We start from the raw sequence: 17,626 nt of genomic DNA, 5'->3' as shown, positions 1-17,626 counted from the left end.
GGGCTTAGCCTGCGAGCAGTGGCGGTTGGTGGCGCGCCTGGCGTGAGCGCCACCGTCGTCGTCACTGATCAGGCGAAAATCGTGACTGTCTGCCGGCTCATGGCGATCAACTGACCGTCTTCGCTCCACAGTTTTGCGGCGGCGTGCCCGTAGCCGTCAGCGGCATACTCGATTTCAACCAGGTACTTGCACCAGTCCAGCGTGCTCAGCGCGAGCAACGGCTGGACGAATTCGATGGTCCAGGTCAGCGTGCTGCCTGCCGCCGGCTTCTTCAGATACGACAACAAGGACGGCGGCCAGGCGTCGACCAGCGCCAGAATATGCGCTTCGCTGACCACCTCGTCCTGCACCTCCCCACGCAAGCGCACCCAACCACCCATCTCGCGCGATGTGTTGCCGGTGAACGGCAGGCCACCGACACTCCATCGCATTGCCATATGACGCATGAATTCCGGGGTCACCCCTTTGATATAGGGCATTTCCTGACAGTCGTCCCAGTGCTTCATCTCGGGCGCCGCGTGGGCCGTGACCGCCACTTCGGAAGGTCGCGAGGCGCCGAAGCTGCCCTGGACCAACGTCACCACCTGGCCCTTCTGCATCGCCCGGCCCAACACCTGGCTGACGGCTTTGCCTTCGCGCAGCACATCGACTTCAAAGCTGACCGGCACATCGGGTTCGACCGGGCCGACAAAGGTGATTGCCAACGAACGCACCGGACGATCCGCCGGGACTTTTGCGCGCATGGCTTCGTATTGCAAAGCGGCTATCAGCCCACCAAAACTCGCCCGCCCCTGGCCCCATTCGGCCGGAATAGACAGCTCCTGCGGCTGGCTGCGAACAGTGTCGAGCAGATCGGAAAAGCGCATGGGAACCTCAGAGACAGGAAAATGGATGGAACGATCTTAACCAGCACGCAAAGGCGACACAGCGCTTATTCCGGCCAAAGAACCTGACAGATAGGCCGGATGACACCACAACCCCGTAGGAGCTGCCGAAGGCTGCGATCTTTTGATTTTCGGCGTAGATGATGACGCTAAAGATCAAAAGATCGCAGCCTTCGGCAGCTCCTACAGGGAGCGGTGGGTGTTCAGGATTTGAAGCAGGCGACGCTGAATTTTTCGAGGACGCGGTCGGCGCGCTCTTCGGCCTTGGCCAAGGTGGTTTTCCAGATCGCGACACACGGCTGCAAATCGGGCTCTTCCTTGGCGCGCTCCAGCCACTGCCAGCTATCGTGCCAATCACCCAAGGCAGCCTGCGCCGATTTCAGTCTGGGCAGGGCCGCTTCCGGCAAGCGATCCAGTTCGGGGTAGGCTTCGATGCCATAGCGCACGCGCTTGATCAGCAGGCGCAGGCGATGGCGATCATGGGCGGGGTCATGCAGGGCCTGGTCGAGTTTCTTCCATTGTTTGCCCAGGCGTTTTTCGATGCGCCTGCGCAAGCCCTTGAGCAAACCCTGACGCTGGGAAGCCCGCAGGAAGCGCGGAAAAGCGTCGAGGATCATCAGCATCTGCGCCACTTCCGGGCTCGCCGCCACGAGGGGATAAGCCTCGGCCATCCGCACCATGCGCCGGTGCGCGGCCTCGGGTTGATCGTGCTGGAGCAGGTACGCCGCCAGCACTTCGCGATCGCGCAACGGCGTGGTCAGGTCACCGACCCGGGACGCCGCCGCTTCCAGTTGCTCGACCCCGGGCAAACCGCGCAAGGGCCGCAGCAGGCTGCGCAAACGTCGCACGGTGGTGCGTAGATCGTGCAGCGCTTCGGAGTCGGTGCGGGCACTCAAGCGTGCCTGACAGGCGAGCAAGCGAACGTCCAGGCTCAGAACATGAGCCACCAATCGATCAACCAAGGCAGACATCGCTTGCTCCCTGAATCGAAATCCCCCATTGGCTATAGCATGCTTCAACGGCCGGCGCGAGACTCGCGAATGTAGAAGCGCGCCTTCTCGGCTTTCCTGGTGCAACCCTCATAGGCTTCGAATTGCTGCTGGGTCTTGGCACCGGTCAGCAACGACAGCGCCTTGGAGTAGCTGACGGTCCCGGCAAAGCCCTCGACCTTGGCCAGGTCCAGTTCATGCCAGGCAGCGTCGAGCTGGCTACCACAGCTGTCACGGTAAGCGGTTTTACCGGCACAACCGGCGAGTGCCAGGGCAATCAACGGCACACAGATCCAGACTTTCATCACTCACACCTCAAAGATAGGTAAACATGCATGCACGTAAGACGGTCTGGCACGTGAAAAGTGCCTTGAGCCCGCGGTGAAACTATGGCGCCCGCGAGAATACCCATTCGCCTTCCCGGAGTGTCAAAAAACGACGCACCGGCCTCGCCGAACGACCATAGCGATTGAAGCTTGCCCCTCGATAGGTGCATTGTTGAACCTTGTCAGAGAGGTCGATTCATGAAAAAGCGTGTCGCACTGGTGTTGGGCTCGGGTGGCGCCCGGGGCTACGCCCATATCGGCGTCATTGAAGAGATCGAACGGCGTGGCTACGACATCGCCTGCATCGCCGGTTGCTCAATGGGCGCGGTGGTCGGCGGGATCTATGCCGCCGGTAAACTCAACGATTATCGCGACTGGATCGAAAGCCTGGATTACCTCGACGTGTTGCGTCTGGTGGACGTCAGCTTTCGCCTGGGTGCGATTCGCGGGGAGAAAGTCTTCGGACAGATCCGCAAGATCGTCGGCGAGATCAACATTGAGGACCTGCGCATTCCCTACACGGCCGTGGCCACGGACCTGACCAACCAGCAGGAAATCTGGTTCCAGGAAGGTTGTTTGCACCAAGCCATGCGCGCCTCGGCGGCGATCCCCAGCCTGTTCACACCGGTGATGCAGGGCAATCGAATGCTGGTGGACGGCGGTATCCTCAACCCTTTGCCGATCGTGCCGGTGGTGTCGAGCCATTGCGACCTGATCATCGCGGTCAACCTCAACTCCACCAACCAGCGTCACTATCAACTGCCAGTGATCCAGCGCCCGGCCGCGTTCAAGACCCGCTTCGACAGCCTGATCAACTCGTTGGGTTCGAAATTGCCCTTCCGCCGCAAACAGGCCGAACAATTGCTGCTGCTGGAAAAGGAAGCGTTGATGGCAGAAGCGGCCGAGATAAATCCGTGGATCGAATCCGCCGCGCCCGAAGGCCAGCAACCGGCGGCGGCCCCGGAAAGCAACGGCGCACCGAAGTCCGCTACCGGGTCGTTCATCATCGATAACGTCGGGCCGGCGTCCTTGCTGGACCTGATCAACCAGAGTTTCGAGGTGATGCAGACCTCATTGGCGCAGTACAAGATTGCCGGGTATCCGCCGGATATCCTGATCAACGTGCCCAAGCGGGTGTGCCGGTTTTTCGAGTTCTACAAGGCGCCGGAGTTGATCGCGCTGGGGCGCGAGATTGCGCGCGATACGCTGGATCGGTATGAGAATGAGCGGGACTCTTGAAGCTCTCGGTGAATGTGAGGGCCTCTTCGCGGGCAAGCCTCGCTCCTACGGGGTTTGAGTCGATCATACGTTTTGTGAGCGACATCAAACCGTAGGAGCGAGGCTTGCCCGCGAAGGCGTCAGATCTATCAATACAGCACTAAAGGCTACCCTCACTCAACAACCGATACCCAACCCCCGCTTCGGTAACGATGAACCGTGGCTGAGTCGGATCATCCGCCAGTTTCTGCCGCAGGTGCCCGACCACGATCCGCAGATAGTGGCTGTCTTCGGTGTGTGTCGGGCCCCAGATGTCCTTGAGCAATTGCTGCTGGGTGATGACCCGCCCCGGATGCCGCGCCAGTTGCGCCAATACCGCATATTCCTTGCGCGTCAGCGCCACTTCGGCGCCGTCCAATAGCACCCGGCGATAAGCCAGGTCCACGGTGAGCGGGCCGAAACTGAGCGCCGCTTCCTGGGCCTCCCCCGTCGGCGCCTGACGCAGCAACGCGCGCACTCGGGCCAGAAACTCCTGGATGCCGAACGGCTTGGTCACGTAGTCGTTGGCGCCGCCATCCAGGGCTTGGACTTTCTGCCCTTCGCTCGCGCGCACCGAGAGCACCAGTACCGGCACCGTCGACCACTCGCGAAACTCGCGCAGCACTTGCTGGCCGTCCATGTCCGGCAGGCCGAGGTCGAGCACCAGCAGGTCGGGTTTGTTCAATGCGGCCTGGGCCAGGCCTTCCGTGCCGGTGCCGGCCTCCAGCACTTTGTAGCCTTGGGAGGCGAGGCTGATGCGCAGGAATTTGCGGATCTGCGGTTCATCATCGATGACCAAAATGGTCGCGGTCTGGCTCATGAATTCATATCAACACAAAGAAGTGGCAAGAGAGTAGCGCAGGCGAGATCAGGCTTCACTGTCCAATCCCGGTTGAGTCTGCAACGGCAGGTGCAGCGTGATGCAGGTACCGCGCCCTTCGATGCCGTCGGCGACGCTGATCCGCCCGCCATGGGCACCGACCATGCCCTGACAGATCGCCAGCCCCAACCCGGTGCCCTGCCCGCCGCGATCGCCGCGAGCGGCGGTGTAGAACATGTCGAAAACCTTCGCCCGTTCCTCCTCCGGAATCCCCGGCCCCTCATCGCTCACCGAAAAAAACAGCTCGCTGTCATTGGCCCCGGCACGCAATTCAAGACGCCCGTGGGATGGTGAGAAACGCGCGGCGTTTTCCAGCACGTTGACCAGTGCTTGTTCGATCAGCGCGGCATGCACATAGAGCAGCGGCAACTCGGCCGGCACTTCGGTAATCACCTGCAACGATGCCAGCACCGCGCGCAGACGATTGAGCGAACTGCCGACGATGTCTGCGGGCGACACCCAGTCCCGCGCCAGCTTCAGGGCGCCGTGACCCAGGCGAGTCATGTCCAGCAGGTTTTGAATATAGCGATCGAGCCGTTCGGCTTCATCGCGGGTGCCTTCGAGCAGTTCGCGGCGGTCCTCCAGGGGAATCGCCTCGCCAAGCGCCAGCAGGCTGTCGATGCTGCCCCGCATGGAGGTCAGCGGCGTGCGTAAATCGTGGGACACCGAGGCCAACAGCGCACTGCGCAGTTGCTCGGTTTCACCATGCAAGCGTGCCGCCTCAAGGTCATCGGCCAGTTGCGCCCGGGCCAACGCCTGGGCCAGCGGTTGGCTCAGCGCGGTCAGTAAACGTCGACGCTGGCCGCTCAGGGTCTGACCTTCTTTGGCACACACGCCGAGCAGCGCCAGCGGCCCATCGTCCACCGACAACGGCCACCACCACCAGCGCCCGAACGGCAAGGTACCGGTGCCCGCGCCGGCCGGTTGGTCGTGTTGCCAGGCCCAATCGGCGGCGGCGCGCTCGGCTTCGGAGAACTCCAGCGGCCCGCCGGTTTCAACTTTCCAGCCGCTCTGGCCATCGCGATTGAGCAGGCACAGTTTCAGGTCGGTCCAGCCATTGAGGTGCTGCGCCGCAGCGCTGACCACGGCCTGACGGTCGGTGGCGGCGGTGAGTTTGCGTGACAGGTCGAGCAGTTCGCTGGTTTCTTCCTGGGTGTCGCGCAAGGCCTGCAATTGCCGACGTTGCCGAGCAGCAAGGTTGCCGGTCAAGGCCGCCATCAAGAGGAAGAACAACAAGGTCAGCACGTCTTCTTCGCGCTGGATGCTGAAGGAGAAATTCGGTGGAATGAACAAAAAATCATAGGTCAGAAACGACAGCGCCGCGCAGGCCAGCGCCGGGCCGAGGCTGCTGCGCACTGCCACCAGCAACACCGCGGCGAGGAACACCAGCGAAATGTTGGGCAGCGGCAAGACGCTCGACACCGCCCAGGCCAGGGCACTGGCGAGCACCGTCGCCACCAGCGCCAACGCGTAATCGAACCACACCAGCGATTGCGCCGAGCGTTGGCGTGGCTGATGCTGTTCGTGGTCACTGTCGAGCACGTTGATTTCCAGCCCGCGAGCATCGCGCAGTAAACGAGACGCCAGCCCGCCACCGAACAACCGTCGACGCAAACGCTGGCGCGACTGGCCCACCAACACCAGGCTGGCGCGTCGTTCAGCGGCGTGCTGGATCAACGTTTTCGCCACCTCGCCCGCGCGCAGCAACACCACTTCGCCACCGAGGCGTTCGGCCAGTTGTTGAGCGCTTTGCAGGCGCAGTCGCGACTGCTCGTCGCGCACACGGCCGTTGTCCACATGCACCAGGCTCCACGGCAGATGCCGCCGCTGGGCGACGCGACTGGCGTGACGCACCAGACGCTCGGCCTGAGCATCGCCATCGACACCCACCAGCAAACGACCGCGCACGGCCGGTGCGGCCTGCCCCAACTGGCGATAACCCTGCGCCAGATCGTTATCCACCTGAGCGGCTGCGGTTTGCATCGCCAGTTCGCGCAGGGCGGTAAGGTTGGTCTGGGTGAAGAACGCATCGATGGCCGCCCGCGCCTGCTCCGGCACGTAAACCTTGCCGTCGCGCAGACGCTCCAGCAACTCGCGCGGCGGCAGGTCGATCAGCAGCAGTTCGTAGGCTTCTTGCAGCACCCAGTCCGGGAGGGTTTCGCGCACCTGAACGCCGGTGATGCCGCGCACCTGATCGTTGAGACTTTCCAGATGCTGGACGTTGACCGTGGTGAACACGTCGATGCCGGCGGCGAGCAACTCCTGGATGTCTTGCCAGCGTTTGGTGTGACGACTGCCGGGGGCATTGCTATGGGCCAGTTCGTCCACCAGCACCAGTTTCGGTTTGGTTTTGATCAGACCGTCGAGGTCCATTTCTTCGAGCATCACGCCGCGGTATTCCGAGCGCACCAACGGCTGCTGCGGCAAGCCAGCCAGTAGCGCTTCGGTTTCGGCGCGACCGTGGGTTTCGACCACCCCGGCCATGACTTTCACACCTTGGCGCAACTGAGTGTGGGCGGCTTGCAGCATGGCGTAAGTCTTACCGACCCCCGGGGCTGCGCCCAGGAATACCTTGAGCCGGCCACGGCCATCGCGGGGCAGGTCTGCTAACAGCGCGTCGGCGCGGCCGGAGTCACTCATGCTTGGGGATCTCTTTTTTTCAGATGTTGATGTTGTGTTTGTTCAGCCGCCTTCGCGAGCAAGCCCGCTCCCACAAGGGATCTTCAGTGTTACGCAGATCGAGTGTGGGAGCGGGCTTGCTCGCGAATGGCGCCACCACCGATCTACAATTTTTCCAGTGCCATGTTCAGCGCCAACACATTCACCACCGGTGGCCCCACCAACGGCTGCTCGATATGCGCCACCATCAGTTGCTCAAGCGTAGACACCGGTAGATTGCGCGCCGCCGCGACACGCGCCAGTTGATAGGCAATCGCGGCCGGTGGCAAGTGCGGATCGAGGCCACTGCCAGAGGTGGTCAACATGGCCAACGGCACTGGCCCCTGACCGGCTACCTGCAGTTTATTGGCTTCGTCGATAACGCGAGTGGCCAACGCCGGATTGCTTGGCGAGAGGTTGCTGGCGCTGCTCGACACAGTGGCAAAGGCACCTGCCGATGGTCGTGGGTGGAACCAGGTGTCGCCGACGAAATCCTGGGCAATCAATGACGAGCCACGGACCTTGCCGTCGGCGTCACGCACCAGGCTGCCGTTGGCCTGGTCCGGGAAAGCGACCTGGGCGACGCCGGTGACCACCAAGGGGTAGGCGACGCCGGTGATCAGGGTCATCAGTATCAGCAGGCTCAGGGCCGGACGTATCAGTGTGGACATTTCAAAATCCTCTATTTGATAAAAAACTCAGGTCTGGAAGCCACTGCTCAGCCCTGTGGCAAAGGGGCTTTTGTGGCGAGGGGGCTTGCCCCCGTTCGGCTGCGAAGCAGTCGCCAGCCCGATCCATGCGGTATGTCTGAAGAAATGAGGTTTTAGGTTTTGGGGCTGCTGCGCAACCCAACGGGGGCAAGCCCCCTCGCCACAAAAAACCCGCACAATCAGATCAACCTCAAACCAAATGCAACGCCGTCAACAACATGTCGATCGCCTTGATGCCCACGAACGGCACCAGAATCCCGCCCAGCCCGTAGATCAGCAGATTGCGCCGCAACAACGCCGCAGCACTCGCCGCCTGTACCCGCACACCCCGCAACGCCAATGGAATCAGCACCACAATGATCAGGGCGTTGAACACAATCGCCGACAGAATCGCGCTCTGCGGACTGCTCAGGTGCATGACGTTGAGCACACCCAGTTGCGGGTAGATCGAGGCGAACAGCGCCGGCAAGATCGCGAAGTACTTGGCCACGTCGTTGGCGATGGAAAAGGTGGTCAGCGCACCGCGGGTCACCAGTAATTCCTTGCCGATTTGCACCACGTCCAGCAGCTTGGTCGGGTCGCTGTCGAGGTCGACCATGTTCGCCGCCTCCCGCGCCGCTTGCGTACCGTCGTTCATCGCCATGCCGACGTCCGCCTGAGCCAGGGCCGGGGCGTCGTTGGCGCCGTCGCCACACATGGCGACCAGGCGACCGTCGTTCTGCTCGTGACGAATGCGCGCCAGTTTTTTCTCCGGCGTGGCTTCGGCCAGCACGTCATCCACGCCTGCTTCGGCAGCAATCGCAGCAGCGGTCAGCGGGTTGTCGCCAGTGACCATGACCGTGCGAATCCCCAATTTTCGCAGTTCGGCGAAACGCTCGCGGATACCGGGTTTGACCACGTCCTTGAGGTGGATGACACCGAGCAATTTGCCGTCAGCGCAGACCAGCAACGGCGTGCCGCCACTCTGAGCGATCTTGTCGATTTCCCGGGACAGAGGCGCGGCCAGATCGGCGCGTTTCAGGCCGACGAAAGTCAGCAGCGAATCCACGGCGCCTTTGCGATAGACCCGGCCTTGATAGTCGACACCGGACAGGCGGGTTTCAGCGCTGAACGGCACGGCAGTCAGCACCTCGGCGGACGGCTCGGGTTGCGGGTGAAGACCGCGCAGGTACTCGACGATGGATTTGCCTTCAGCCGTGTCATCGGCCAAGGAGGCAAACAACGCGCCCTCGGCCAGTTCCTTGGCAGTGACACCCGGCGCGGCATAGACGGCGGAGCAGCGACGGTTGCCGAAGGTGATGGTGCCGGTCTTGTCCAGCAACAGGACATGAACGTCCCCCGCTGCTTCCACGGCGCGACCGGACTTGGCGATCACATTCAGACGCACCAGACGGTCCATCCCGGCGATACCGATGGCCGACAACAAACCGCCGATAGTGGTCGGAATCAGCGTGACCAATAACGCCACCAGGAACACCAGCGGCAGGCTGCCATTGGCGAAGTGGGCGAACGGTTGCAGGGTCACCACCACCAGCAGAAAGATCAGGGTCAGGCCGATCAGCAGGATATCCAGCGCCACTTCGTTCGGGGTTTTCTGGCGTTTGGCGCCTTCGACCAGCGCGATCATGCGGTCGAGGGTCGACTCGCCGGGGTTGGCGGTGATGCGCACCAGCAGCCAGTCGGACACCAGACGAGTGTTGCCAGTGACGGCCGAACGGTCGCCGCCGGACTCGCGAATCACCGGCGCCGATTCACCGGTAATTGCCGCTTCGTTGACCGCCGCGATGCCTTCGATCACCTCACCGTCACCGGGAATCATCTCCCCCGCTTCGACGCGCACCACATCGTCTTTACGCAGGCTAGTGGCGGGCACCACTTGAAAACTGCCATTGGCAGTTTTGCGACGGGCACTCAAGCCTTCGCTGCCGGCCTTGAGGCTGTCGGCGCGGGCCTTGCCGCGACCTTCGGCCAGCGCTTCGGCGAAGTTGGCGAACAACACGGTGAACCACAACCACAGCGCGATTTGCGCGGCGACGAAAGTCGGCACGGCGCTGTCGGGAATGAAGCACAGCACAGTGGTCAGGATCGCGGTCAGCTCCACCACCAGCATCACCGGCGCACGCTGTAATTGCCGTGGATCGAGCTTGACGAACGCTTGCACCAGCGCCGGGCGCCAGAGCGCGGCGATCGCGGTTTTCGGTTGTTCCGGCACCTTGACGACGGCGGCTTTAGTTGCGGGCATATTCATCATTGACTCCTTAGAAGCCCAAGCTCAAATGTTCAGCAATAGGACCCAGCGCCAATGTCGGCAGGAAGGTCAAACCACCCACCAGCAAAATGGTCACGGTCAGCAAGGTCACGAACAGCGGGCCATGGGTCGGGAAGCTGTTCTGGCCGATCGGCGCGGTTTTCTTCATCGCCAGGCTGCCGGCCAGGGCCAGTACCGGGAGGATGTAGCCGAAGCGCCCGATCAACATGCCCAGCCCCAGCATCAGGTTGTGGAACGCGGTGTTGGCGCCAAATCCAGCAAACGCCGAGCCGTTGTTGGCACTGGCCGAGGTGTAGGCATAAAGCAACTGACTGAAACCGTGAGCACCGGGGTTACTCACCGCCGCCACCGGGCCTGGCAGGCTCGCGGCAATTGCGCCGAGCACCAGTACACCGACCGGCATCACCAGCAAGGTCACCACCAGCAACTGGACTTCCTTCGCCTGCAGTTTCTTGCCGAGGTATTCCGGGGTACGGCCAATCATCAGGCCGGCGAGGAACACCGCGATCAGCACGTTGAGCAACATGCCGTAGAGCCCGGCTCCGACGCCGCCGAAGATCACTTCGCCGACCATCATGTTGACCATCGCGACCATGCCGCTCAGCGGGTTGAGGCTGTCGTGCATGCCATTGACCGAACCGTTCGACGCCGCCGTGGTGGTCACCGACCACAGCACGGTGGCGGTGGTACCGAAACGCGCTTCCTTGCCTTCCAGCGGCGCGGTCTGTTCGACGGCGACGTTGTTCAGGGTCGGGTTAGGCTGGTACTCAGCCCACAGCGAAGTCGCGCCGCCGATCAAAAACAGCGCCAGCATGCAGGCGATGATCGCGCGGCTCTGACGCAGGTCTTTCACGTAATGGCCGAAGGTGAACACCAACGCCACCGGGATCAGAATGATCGAAGCGACTTCGAACAGGTTGCTCCACGCCGTCGGGTTCTCGAACGGGTGCGCCGAGTTGACGCCGAAGAAGCCACCGCCGTTGGTGCCCAGTTGTTTGATCGCAATCTGGCTGGCGGCCGGGCCGAGCGGGATCACCTGATCGACGCCCTGCATCGTCACGGCATTTACGTACTGAGCGAAGGTTTGCGGCACGCCCTGCCACACCAGATACAGCGCCAGCAGCAGACACAGCGGCAGCAGGCCGTAGAGAGTGGCGCGGGTCATGTCGACCCAGAAGTTGCCCAGGGTTGTGGTCGACTTGCGACCAATGCCGCGACACAGCGCCACCAGTACCGCGAGGCCGGTGGCGGCGCTGACGAAGTTCTGCACGGTGAGGCCGACCATCTGGCTCAGGTAGCTGAGGGTCGCTTCGCCGCTGTAGGACTGCCAGTTGGTGTTGGTCATGAAGCTGACAGCGGTGTTGAACGCTTGCGTCCACTCCTGACCCGGCAAATTTTGCGGATTCAGCGGCAAATAATCCTGAAACAGCAGGATCGCGAACAACAGCAAAAAGCCCGCAAGGTTGAAGGCGAGCAAGGCCAGGGTGTATTTCTGCCAGCTCTGTTCGGCCTGCGGATCGACGCCGGCCACCCGATAGCAACCCCGCTCCACCGGCCCGAGGATCGGCGAAAGCCAGGTGCGCTGCCCTTCCATCACCTTGTAGTAGAAGCGCCCCAGAAACGGTGCCGGGATCAGCACCACGGCGAAGAAGGCGAGGATCAGCCAATAGTCATAACTGTGCATAGCCGCTCCTAGTTCCGGTCCGCGCGCAACAGCGCAACCAACAGATAAATGAACAGCCCCACTGCCAATAGCAGTGACACTCCGTCCAGAACGTTCATGGAAGTTCTCCGTATTACGGCGTATTGCCGTGTGTGGAGTGATTGTCGGCAGGGAGGCTGTAAAGGCGCGAGATCGAGGGGTGGGGCGGGGCATAAAGAATGCGTAAAGAGTGGGTTTATGGCTTTGTTACAGCGGTGTCCGGGCGGGCCTCATCGCGAGCAGGCTCGCTCCCACAGGAGTTCGGCGTTGTATAGACGACGGCATTCCAATATGGGAGCGAGCCTGCTCGCGATAGCGCCAGAACAGGCGTCGACGCCCCTAACTGGAGCACAAAAAGCACTCATCCAGCCGCGAACATCCCCGATACGACAGCTTTCAGCGCTTTACGACGCCCACCTGAAAAATGGCACGCCCACTGCACACGCCCTCCCCCGAGCTTATCCAAACCGTTCAGGGAGCAACGCATGAACACACAACTCAAACCCACGCTGGGCACGCTCCACCTGTGGGGTATCGCGGTCGGGCTGGTGATTTCCGGTGAGTACTTCGGCTGGAGTTACGGCTGGGGCGTTGCCGGGACACTTGGCTTTTTGGTGACCTCTTTCATGGTCGCCACCATGTACACCTGCTTCATCTTCAGTTTCACCGAACTGACCACCGCCATTCCCCATGCCGGCGGTCCCTTTGCCTACAGCCGCCGCGCCTTTGGCGAAAAAGGCGGATTGATTGCCGGGTTGGCGACCCTGATCGAATTCGTCTTCGCCCCACCAGCGATTGCCCTGGCGATCGGCGCCTACCTGAACGTGCAGTTTCCGGCCCTCGACCCGAAACACGCGGCGGTCGGTGCCTACATCGTGTTTATGGGCCTGAACATTCTCGGCGTGAAACTGGCCGCCACCTTCGAACTGGTGGTCTGCGTATTGGCAGTCGCTGAACTGTTGGTTTTCATGGGCGTGGTCGCCCCGGCGTTCAGCTTCAGTAACTTCGCCCTCAACGGCTGGGCCGGTTCTGATGTGTTCGGTGCGCCCGCGATTGCCGGGATGTTCGCGGCCATTCCGTTTGCCATCTGGTTCTTCCTGGCTATCGAAGGTGCAGCCATGGCCGCCGAAGAAGCCAAGGACCCGAAACGCACGATTCCCAAGGCCTATATCAGCGGTATCCTGACCCTGGTGCTGCTGGCCATGGGCGTGATGTTCTTTGCCGGCGGCGTCGGCGACTGGCGTACCCTGTCGAACATCAACGATCCGCTACCGCAAGCCATGAAAGCCGTGGTCGGCGAAAGCTCCGGCTGGTTGCACATGCTGGTGTGGATCGGCCTGTTCGGCCTGGTGGCGAGTTTCCACGGGATCATCCTCGGCTACTCGCGGCAGTTCTTCGCCCTCGCCCGGGCCGGTTACCTGCCGGCATCCCTGGCCAAACTGTCGCGCTTCCAGACCCCGCACCGGGCGATCATCGCCGGTGGCGTGATCGGCATCGCAGCGATCTACAGCGACGGTCTGATTAACCTCGGTGGCATGACGCTGACGGCGGCGATGATCACCATGGCGGTATTCGGCGCGATCGTGATGTACATCATGAGCATGCTCAGCCTGTTCAAACTGCGCAAAACCGAACCGAACCTGGAACGCACTTTCCGCGCGCCTTGCTACCCGCTGGTGCCGTTCATTGCGCTGGTACTGGCAGTGGTTTGCCTGGTGGCGATGGCCTGGTTCAACACCTTGATCGGGTTGATCTTCCTCGGCTTCATGGCAGTGGGTTTCGTGTACTTCATGCTCACCGCGCAATTGCGTGCCGATGCGCCGGCGGATGCGATGTTGACCGGGCTCTGACTGTAGTTTTGAAGATGTGGCGCAGATGAACGGGACATAACAGGCCTAGAATGGAACCACTGCGAAATTCCATCGCTCAAAAGTGGTATGCAGGATCGATCGGCGAACCCTCGCCCACCGGCCTGCCCTTAAGGAGAGCCGTTATGCCTTGGTATGCCTGGTTGATTCTGATCGTTGCCATCGGCTCGATCGTTGGCGGTTTGATGATGCTGCGCGACACTGCCAACAAGGTCGAATTGACCGAAGAGCAACGCAAACGCGTCGCCGAACGCAACGCGGAAGCGGATGCCAAGGATGCGCAGGACCGCTAGATCAAAAGATCAAAAGATCGCAGCCTTCGGCAGCTCCTACGAGGCTGCGATCTTTTTGCTCTTGCTTTTAGCGCTTACTTTTCCCAATCGGCCTTGGCGATGTGCAAGCCATGCAGCCCTTTATAAGCCGCACGTTCCGGCTGGCTCCAGCCCTCGAGCAAAGAATCCTCCAACCGATAAATCTCCACCCCCAGCGGACGACACACACTCAACGGATCCTGCGCATCCGGCCCCCACATGGCCAAGGACAGATCGCCACCCGGACAGGTCGACAGTGCACACAGCAAATCAATCTCGGCAAAAAACTCCAGGTAATCGCCCTTCTGTGCCGGGCAGGCTTTCATGAAGTACATGTCGTCGTGGTTCAGGCCGGTGCACTGAAAAATGTTCAGCACATCATGCACGTCAAACTCGGTCAGGCCATGGGGTAACACTGCGCGAGTCAAATTCGAGTGGCAGTGATGATGGAAATCCTCGCCCGTGAGCATTTTGTTCACATACGGATCGCAGCGCGTCCCCAGCAAGTCGTGCAAACGCCCGCCATGTTCGTCGATGCCGTACCCGGCCAGGCTATCGTCGGTAATGGTCACCAGCGGTCGTAAGAAAGGCAGGTTCGACCAGAGACGGTCATGGGTGCTGACATGCGCCCCTTGCAACTGCCGGGTCCGAGCAGCCCACAAGCGTTCGCGCGGGTCATGGGCATTCCAGACATTGAAGTCCCCGACTTGCGGGCCGACCGGGGTCGTGACCCTGAACACATGCCCGGCCGGCACATTCCAGGCGCGGCCAGTGCGGATCGGCACCTCGAACTGCTCGATCAGCGTACGGCCGTCCTTCTGGTCACGGATCCGTTCGTAAAAAGCTGTGTCCACCTGCAAGGCCGAACCTTTGCTGACTTGATAGGCCGCCGGATAGTCTTTGTACATGGCACAAAATCCTCGATCAGTGATGGGAAGAAGGGGCAAGCATCTGCAACAGGAGGTGTTCGGAGTCGTCGAGATAAAGGCTCATGGCGTCGCCGGCCGCGCGTTTGTCGCCGTCGGCCAGCAACTCATGTATCTGTCGGTCACGCATCAGCCAAGGCGCCTGAAAACGTGATTCATCGGGAGCGGTGCAAAACACCAGGCGCAATTGCGCGACGACGTTGGTGAAGAACTCATCGAACAATGGACTGCGCAGCAACCCGACGATGTGCTGATGAAATGCCAGGCTGTGGGTGCCGACGGCACGCCAGTCCTCGCGCTCCCGGGCCAGTTCGGTGGCCTCCAGCGCTTCGAGCATCCGGTCGGACTGATAATCACGCAACGGCTGACTGGCGCTGATGGCTTGCAACTCCAGCGTGCGACGGACCTTGAACAGATCGCGCACATCATCAACCCCCAACCTGCGCACCATCACGCCCTTGTTGCGGACATAACGGGTCAGCCCTTCCTGCCCCAGACGATGCAACGCCTCGCGAATTGTGTTTCGCGAGGCGTTGTAAGCCGACACCAGATCGTTTTCCACCAGCGCCATGCCCGGCAGCAAACGACCGCCGATGATGTCAGCGCGTAACTCCAATGTGATGTGGTCGGCCAGGGACAGTCCGCTGCTCATACTCAACGCCTCTAGATTGTTCAACAATCGTTAGCGAATGAGTAATCACTATTCGTGCCATCTGCCTTGAACTACTCCTCCCAGTATTTGAACAACACACTGGCATTGACACCGCCAAATCCGAAGCCGTTGGATAAAGCGTAATCGATGGTCATTGGCCGCGCCTGACCGTGAACGATGTCCACGCCTTGCGCCGCCGGATCCGGGTTATCGAAGTTAAGCGTCGCCGGCACCACCTGATCGCGGAGCGCCAGCAGCGTAAAGATCGCCTCGATCCCGCCAGCGGCGCCTAGCAAATGCCCGGTGGCAGATTTGGTCGACGTCACGGCTATCTTGTTGTCCGAGCCGAACAACGATTTGATGGCCGCCAACTCCCCCAAATCCCCAACCGGAGTCGAGGTCGCATGAGCGTTGAGATGCTGCACCTGCGCCGGCGAAATGCCCGCCTGGGCCAACGCCAGCGACATCGCCCGACGCGCACCACTGCCATCTTCAGGCCCCGCGGTCAGATGATAGGCATCGGCACTGGTGCCGTAACCGACCAGCTCCGCCAACGGTTGAGCGCCGCGCGCCAGGGCATGCTCCAGGGATTCGATCACCAAAAGGCCCGAACCCTCGCCCATCACAAAGCCATCACGACCAGAGTCGAACGGCCGCGAGGCGCGCTCCGGGGTGTCGTTATAACCGCTGGACAAAGCCCGAGCCGCCGCAAACCCGGCAAGGCTGACACGATCGATCGCCGCCTCCGCACCGCCACACACCGCAATATCCGCCTCACCGCAGCGAATCAGCCGCGCCGCATCACCAATCGCCTGAACCCCGGCCGCGCACGCCGTTACCGGAGCGCCCAAAGGCCCCTTGAAACCATGCTGGATCGATACATGGCCCGCGGCGAGGTTGACCAGAAACGAAGGAATGGTGAACGGCGACAAACGGCGTGGGCCACGGTTGTCGGTGGTGCGCACCGCATCGGCAATCGCGCCGAAACCACCCACGCCCGAGCCAATAATGGTGGCCGTGCGTTCCTGGGCGTTGGCGTCCTGCGGTTGCCAACCGGCCTGCTCCAATGCCTGACGCGCCGCCTCCATGGCAAACATAATGAAGCGGTCCATCTTCTTCTGTTCTTTGGGCGGCGTCGCCCGGTCCGGGTCGAAACCCGCCTCCGGATCTTCCGCCAAGGTTTGCACCGCGCCACCAACCTTGGTGGACAGATCGGCAACCACCTCGTCCGGTAACGCCCGCAACCCGGAGCGCCCGGCCAACAAACGTGCCCAAACCGCTTCGACGCCACTACCCAACGGCGACACCAGGCCCATGCCCGTGACGACCACTCGACGATTACTCATAACGCAAATACCTCAAGCCGATTCATGGCGCCTCACTTGTAACGCGTGGCGGCCGTGCTTCTGGACAGATTCGGCGCCATCGCATGACGCGCCGCCATAAAGGCCTCCCACTCGGAGGCATTCGGTAACGAAGGAATGGTGATCAACTCACCCTGGTCAAGACCCGACAATGCCGCGTCGACCATCTCCCCTGCTTCCATGATCATGTCCGCCGGAATCTGGGACGCATCGATACCGGACCGCTCCAGGATCTCGGTACGTGTGACGCCCGGCAACACCGCTTGAACCTGAACCCCGGTGCCCTGCAGTTCGGCGTTCAACGACTGGGTCAGGCTCAACACATAAGCCTTGCTCGCGCTGTACGTCGCATTGAACCGCTCCGGAAACAACGCCACCACCGAGGCAATATTGATGATCGTGCCGCGACCGGCCTTGGAAAAACCGGCCGCCGCTGCCGAGGCCAACCGCGTCACCGTGGTGACGTTCAGCTGAATCAAACGTTCCAGCTCATCCAGATCCGCGTTGGCCAACAAACCATCCGCCGCGACACCGGCGTTATTCAGCAACAGGCTGATACTCGAATCGCTGCGCAGGCGCTGCTCAAGCTTCAACACATCATCCTTTTGCGTCAGATCCGCCTTCAGCACCTCCACCTGAACCCCATGCGCTGCGCGCAACTTGCTCGCCGCAGCCTCCAGCCGTTCCTGATCACGGGCAACCAGCAACAAATCAAACCCACGCGCCGCCAACCGCTCCGCATAAACCGCACCGATGCCGGAAGATGCGCCGGTGACAAGGGCCGTACCTTGGTTCTGGACAGAATTCATGACAATGCTCCTGGAGGATGC

The 17,626-nt window shown here is 61.5% G+C and carries 16 protein-coding genes; 3 read left to right on the top strand and 13 right to left on the bottom strand.

Features of this window, described 5'->3' with window-relative positions:
• Positions 1-68: 68 nt before the first annotated feature.
• From PMI30_RS26040 to PMI30_RS26050, 3 genes are all read right to left on the bottom strand, one after another.
• On the bottom strand, positions 69-866 hold the full coding sequence (locus tag PMI30_RS26040) for an acyl-CoA thioesterase (RefSeq protein WP_008006026.1): 798 nt from the start codon (positions 864-866) through the stop codon (positions 69-71).
• Between the two features lie 221 nt (positions 867-1,087).
• On the bottom strand, positions 1,088-1,855 hold the full coding sequence (locus PMI30_RS26045) for a CHAD domain-containing protein (RefSeq protein WP_008006024.1): 768 nt from the start codon (positions 1,853-1,855) through the stop codon (positions 1,088-1,090).
• Between the two features lie 44 nt (positions 1,856-1,899).
• Positions 1,900-2,178: a hypothetical protein gene (locus PMI30_RS26050; protein WP_008006022.1), complete on the bottom strand. Its 279-nt coding sequence runs from the start codon at positions 2,176-2,178 to the stop codon at positions 1,900-1,902.
• A 219-nt stretch (positions 2,179-2,397) separates the two neighbouring features.
• Here PMI30_RS26050 and PMI30_RS26055 point away from each other — a divergent pair, with 219 nt between their 5' ends.
• Entirely contained in the window at positions 2,398-3,438 is a 1,041-nt protein-coding gene (locus tag PMI30_RS26055) for a patatin-like phospholipase family protein (RefSeq protein WP_008006020.1), read from the top strand.
• A 139-nt stretch (positions 3,439-3,577) separates the two neighbouring features.
• On the opposite strand, the gene PMI30_RS26060 is transcribed toward PMI30_RS26055, so the two are convergent.
• From PMI30_RS26060 to kdpF, 6 genes are all read right to left on the bottom strand, one after another.
• A complete protein-coding gene (locus tag PMI30_RS26060) occupies positions 3,578-4,276 on the bottom strand; it encodes a response regulator (protein WP_008006017.1) in 699 nt (232 codons plus the stop codon).
• Between the two features lie 48 nt (positions 4,277-4,324).
• On the bottom strand, positions 4,325-6,976 hold the full coding sequence (locus PMI30_RS26065; RefSeq protein WP_008006015.1) for a sensor histidine kinase: 2,652 nt from the start codon (positions 6,974-6,976) through the stop codon (positions 4,325-4,327).
• Between the two features lie 143 nt (positions 6,977-7,119).
• Positions 7,120-7,665 carry a potassium-transporting ATPase subunit KdpC gene (gene kdpC, locus PMI30_RS26070; RefSeq protein WP_008006012.1) on the bottom strand — a complete coding sequence of 182 codons (546 nt, stop codon included), beginning with the start codon at positions 7,663-7,665 and terminating at the stop codon, positions 7,120-7,122.
• A gap of 229 nt (positions 7,666-7,894) precedes the next feature.
• Positions 7,895-9,952, bottom strand: a complete 2,058-nt coding sequence (kdpB, locus tag PMI30_RS26075) for a potassium-transporting ATPase subunit KdpB (protein ID WP_008006010.1) — start codon at positions 9,950-9,952, stop codon at positions 7,895-7,897.
• A 10-nt stretch (positions 9,953-9,962) separates the two neighbouring features.
• Entirely contained in the window at positions 9,963-11,657 is a 1,695-nt protein-coding gene (kdpA, locus tag PMI30_RS26080; RefSeq protein WP_008006009.1) for a potassium-transporting ATPase subunit KdpA, read from the bottom strand.
• Between the two features lie 8 nt (positions 11,658-11,665).
• A complete protein-coding gene (gene kdpF / locus PMI30_RS26085) occupies positions 11,666-11,755 on the bottom strand; it encodes a K(+)-transporting ATPase subunit F (RefSeq protein WP_008006007.1) in 90 nt (29 codons plus the stop codon).
• 405 nt (positions 11,756-12,160) lie between these two features.
• Between kdpF and eat the strand changes: the two genes are divergently transcribed.
• Positions 12,161-13,525, top strand: coding sequence for an ethanolamine permease (eat, locus tag PMI30_RS26090; protein WP_008006002.1), 1,365 nt, complete (start codon positions 12,161-12,163; stop codon positions 13,523-13,525).
• Between the two features lie 143 nt (positions 13,526-13,668).
• Positions 13,669-13,836, top strand: a complete 168-nt coding sequence (locus tag PMI30_RS30250) for a DUF2897 family protein (protein ID WP_008006000.1) — start codon at positions 13,669-13,671, stop codon at positions 13,834-13,836.
• A 74-nt stretch (positions 13,837-13,910) separates the two neighbouring features.
• Here PMI30_RS30250 and PMI30_RS26095 read toward each other — a convergent pair whose 3' ends face one another.
• From PMI30_RS26095 to PMI30_RS26110, 4 genes are all read right to left on the bottom strand, one after another.
• On the bottom strand, positions 13,911-14,762 hold the full coding sequence (locus tag PMI30_RS26095; protein WP_008005999.1) for an urea carboxylase-associated family protein: 852 nt from the start codon (positions 14,760-14,762) through the stop codon (positions 13,911-13,913).
• Between the two features lie 16 nt (positions 14,763-14,778).
• Entirely contained in the window at positions 14,779-15,432 is a 654-nt protein-coding gene (locus PMI30_RS26100) for a GntR family transcriptional regulator (protein WP_008005998.1), read from the bottom strand.
• Positions 15,433-15,503: 71 nt separating this feature from the next.
• Complete coding sequence (fabF, locus tag PMI30_RS26105; RefSeq protein WP_008005996.1) at positions 15,504-16,778, bottom strand: beta-ketoacyl-ACP synthase II; 1,275 nt, start codon at positions 16,776-16,778, stop codon at positions 15,504-15,506.
• 32 nt (positions 16,779-16,810) lie between these two features.
• Positions 16,811-17,605 carry an SDR family NAD(P)-dependent oxidoreductase gene (locus PMI30_RS26110; RefSeq protein WP_008005995.1) on the bottom strand — a complete coding sequence of 265 codons (795 nt, stop codon included), beginning with the start codon at positions 17,603-17,605 and terminating at the stop codon, positions 16,811-16,813.
• Positions 17,606-17,626 lie beyond the last annotated feature (21 nt).

Source organism: Pseudomonas sp. GM50 (assembly GCF_000282375.1).
Taxonomy (GTDB): domain Bacteria; phylum Pseudomonadota; class Gammaproteobacteria; order Pseudomonadales; family Pseudomonadaceae; genus Aquipseudomonas.
This window is presented reverse-complemented; position numbering and strand designations above follow the sequence as displayed.

Excerpts from the sequence above, each read along its gene's own strand:
- kdpF (WP_008006007.1), bottom strand. The coding sequence starts at position 11,755 with ATGAACGTTCTGGACGGAGTGTCACTGCTATTGGCAGTGGGGCTGTTC.
- PMI30_RS26045 (WP_008006024.1), bottom strand. The coding sequence starts at position 1,855 with ATGTCTGCCTTGGTTGATCGATTGGTGGCTCATGTTCTGAGCCTGGAC.
- fabF (WP_008005996.1), bottom strand. The coding sequence starts at position 16,778 with ATGAGTAATCGTCGAGTGGTCGTCACGGGCATGGGCCTGGTGTCGCCG.
- PMI30_RS30250 (WP_008006000.1), top strand. The coding sequence starts at position 13,669 with ATGCCTTGGTATGCCTGGTTGATTCTGATCGTTGCCATCGGCTCGATC.
- PMI30_RS26100 (WP_008005998.1), bottom strand. The coding sequence starts at position 15,432 with ATGAGCAGCGGACTGTCCCTGGCCGACCACATCACATTGGAGTTACGC.
- kdpB (WP_008006010.1), bottom strand. The coding sequence starts at position 9,952 with ATGAATATGCCCGCAACTAAAGCCGCCGTCGTCAAGGTGCCGGAACAA.
- PMI30_RS26060 (WP_008006017.1), bottom strand. The coding sequence starts at position 4,276 with ATGAGCCAGACCGCGACCATTTTGGTCATCGATGATGAACCGCAGATC.
- PMI30_RS26065 (WP_008006015.1), bottom strand. The coding sequence starts at position 6,976 with ATGAGTGACTCCGGCCGCGCCGACGCGCTGTTAGCAGACCTGCCCCGC.
- PMI30_RS26055 (WP_008006020.1), top strand. The coding sequence starts at position 2,398 with ATGAAAAAGCGTGTCGCACTGGTGTTGGGCTCGGGTGGCGCCCGGGGC.
- kdpC (WP_008006012.1), bottom strand. The coding sequence starts at position 7,665 with ATGTCCACACTGATACGTCCGGCCCTGAGCCTGCTGATACTGATGACC.
- eat (WP_008006002.1), top strand. The coding sequence starts at position 12,161 with ATGAACACACAACTCAAACCCACGCTGGGCACGCTCCACCTGTGGGGT.
- kdpA (WP_008006009.1), bottom strand. The coding sequence starts at position 11,657 with ATGCACAGTTATGACTATTGGCTGATCCTCGCCTTCTTCGCCGTGGTG.
- PMI30_RS26095 (WP_008005999.1), bottom strand. The coding sequence starts at position 14,762 with ATGTACAAAGACTATCCGGCGGCCTATCAAGTCAGCAAAGGTTCGGCC.
- PMI30_RS26040 (WP_008006026.1), bottom strand. The coding sequence starts at position 866 with ATGCGCTTTTCCGATCTGCTCGACACTGTTCGCAGCCAGCCGCAGGAG.
- PMI30_RS26050 (WP_008006022.1), bottom strand. The coding sequence starts at position 2,178 with ATGAAAGTCTGGATCTGTGTGCCGTTGATTGCCCTGGCACTCGCCGGT.
- PMI30_RS26110 (WP_008005995.1), bottom strand. The coding sequence starts at position 17,605 with ATGAATTCTGTCCAGAACCAAGGTACGGCCCTTGTCACCGGCGCATCT.